Source organism: Flavobacterium branchiophilum NBRC 15030 = ATCC 35035 (genome assembly GCF_002217205.1).
GTDB classification, from domain to species: Bacteria; Bacteroidota; Bacteroidia; order Flavobacteriales; family Flavobacteriaceae; genus Flavobacterium; species Flavobacterium branchiophilum.
Map to the genome: position 1 here is coordinate 1 of NZ_MUGT01000076.1, position 1,989 is coordinate 1,989.

Genomic DNA, 1,989 nt, shown 5'->3' on the forward strand with positions numbered 1-1,989 from the left:
ATTTTTGCGTAAGATGAGTGAACTTATTGAAACCTATCAAGAAATTGTTAATGATAAAAATGGCGAGAACAATACCCAAATTTTCATGACTACCCATAATCCAATAATTGCAGCACAATTTGAACCTTATGAACGGATTATTTTAGATTGGGACGAAAATGGAACTGTAAAAGCTTCCAAAGGAATAACTCCTGCAGGCGATGATCCCAACGATATTTTGGAAAGAGATTTCAAATTACCAAATTTGATGGGTAAAAAAGGAATGGAGTTTTGGGAGAAATAATTAGCACTCAAACAAGCTTTAAGAAAGTCCACAAATGAGGATGAAAAAATGGAGTTGAGCGACAAAATAACCGCTATTGGTACCTCATACAATTTTTAAACCATGAAATTTTTCTCTAAAAACCATCTATCTGAAATTGTATGTAAAGGATTGGTTTATAAAAAATCCAACCCTAAAAACAATGCTATTATCAGAGCAATTTTAATACAAGAACAGCACAACTTCTGTGCTTATACCGAAAAATATTTTATGGATTTGGATAGTGTTGTAGTTGAACATTTTGATAGTTCCAAAAAATATCAAGATGATTATTATAATTATTATGCCGTTTTATCAAAACCTAACTTATATAAAAAAGATGAAAAATATAGAAATAATCGCTTTTTTGAAACTAAATTTTATCAAAATAGTGAAGAATTAAATAAACGAATTCAATACATCAAAGGCGAATATATCTTTGAAGCCATAGATGAAAACGATCAGGAAGCTATTGATTTTATCGCCTTTTTAGGTTTAAACCATCCTAGTTTGTATAATCAAAGAAAAAAACATTTAGATAGATTATATGATCTTTTTGAAAACTTTGACGATACTTTTTATTTGACCTATTTTAAAAAACATCCCGAAGAATTAAGTTTTATAACAGTAATTGAAAATGAAATGAATTTAAACTTAGATAGTTTTCACACCCTATAAAAAACCTCATCCACCGCAATTGTCATTTCTGGAAACAACGGACTTTCAATAATTTCGCCTTCGGCAAAAGGTTTCGAGCCTACATAAATGCCATTTTGCAGGCGGTACACCAACACGGTTTTCATCTCCGTTTGTACAATCCAATACTCCATAACACCCGCTTCTTGATACAGCTTGAATTTGGTATCTACATCATATTTGCTGTTGTTAGGTGAAACGATTTCAACAATCAAATCGGGAGCACCGTTGCAGCCATAATCGTCTAGCTTGCTTTCGTCGCAAATGATGCACAAGTCGGGTTGCACTACCGTTGTGTCTTTTTTTGCGGAAGCAAATGGCAAACGTACGTCGAAAGGAGCTGAAAAAAAATTACACGGTTTTTTATATAAAAAATTATAAAATATTCCTGATAAATTTCTTGAAACCGTCTGGTGTTTTCTACTTGGTGCAGGGCTCATTTGTTTGATAAAACCTTTGAGCAATTCTACCCTTTCGGTAAATTGCCATTGCAAATAATCCGAAAATGTATATTCTTTGGTCAAATCTAAATCTGAAAAATGGGTGATTACTGCCATATTTTTTTTATTTTAAACTCTATAAAAAACCTCATCCACCGCAATTGTCATTTCTGGAAACAACGGACTTTCAATAATTTCGCCTTCGGCATAAGGTTTCGAGCCTACATAAATGCCATTTTGCAGGCGGTACACCAACACGGTTTTCATCTCCGTTTGTACAATCCAATATTCCATAACACCCGCTTCTTGATACAGCTTGAATTTGGTATCTACATCATATTTGCTGTTGTTGGGCGAAACGATTTCAACAATCAAATCGGGTGCACCGTTGCAACCATAATCGTCTAGTTTGCTTTCGTCGCAAATGATGCACAAATCAGGTTGCACTACCGTTGCGTCTTTTTTTGCGGAAGCAATTGGCAAACGCACGTCGAAAGGGGCTGCAAATACCCGACAGCTTTTGTTTTTGAACAAAGCTCCAATCAACATTGT

At 34.2% G+C, this 1,989-nt stretch carries 4 protein-coding genes; 2 read left to right on the top strand and 2 right to left on the bottom strand.

Features of this window, described 5'->3' with window-relative positions; translation table 11 throughout:
* Together B0A58_RS09515 and B0A58_RS09520 are read left to right on the top strand one after the other, a co-directional pair.
* Positions 1-283: hypothetical protein (locus tag B0A58_RS09515; RefSeq protein WP_207758843.1), on the top strand; the 283-nt coding region annotated here is incomplete at its 5' end.
* 102 nt (positions 284-385) lie between these two features.
* The gene (locus B0A58_RS09520; protein WP_089080864.1) at positions 386-979 is read left to right on the top strand and encodes a hypothetical protein; all 594 of its coding nucleotides are present in this window, start codon (positions 386-388) and stop codon (positions 977-979) included.
* Here B0A58_RS09520 and B0A58_RS09525 read toward each other — a convergent pair.
* Together B0A58_RS09525 and B0A58_RS09530 are read right to left on the bottom strand one after the other, a co-directional pair.
* Entirely contained in the window at positions 967-1,554 is a 588-nt protein-coding gene (locus tag B0A58_RS09525) for a Uma2 family endonuclease (protein WP_089080865.1), read from the bottom strand. The genes B0A58_RS09520 and B0A58_RS09525 overlap by 13 nt on opposite strands.
* A 12-nt stretch (positions 1,555-1,566) precedes the next feature.
* A partial coding sequence (locus B0A58_RS09530; protein ID WP_089080866.1) for a Uma2 family endonuclease occupies positions 1,567-1,989 on the bottom strand: 423 nt, incomplete at its 5' end.

Excerpts from the sequence above, each read along its gene's own strand:
- B0A58_RS09520 (WP_089080864.1), top strand. The coding sequence starts at position 386 with ATGAAATTTTTCTCTAAAAACCATCTATCTGAAATTGTATGTAAAGGA.
- B0A58_RS09525 (WP_089080865.1), bottom strand. The coding sequence starts at position 1,554 with ATGGCAGTAATCACCCATTTTTCAGATTTAGATTTGACCAAAGAATAT.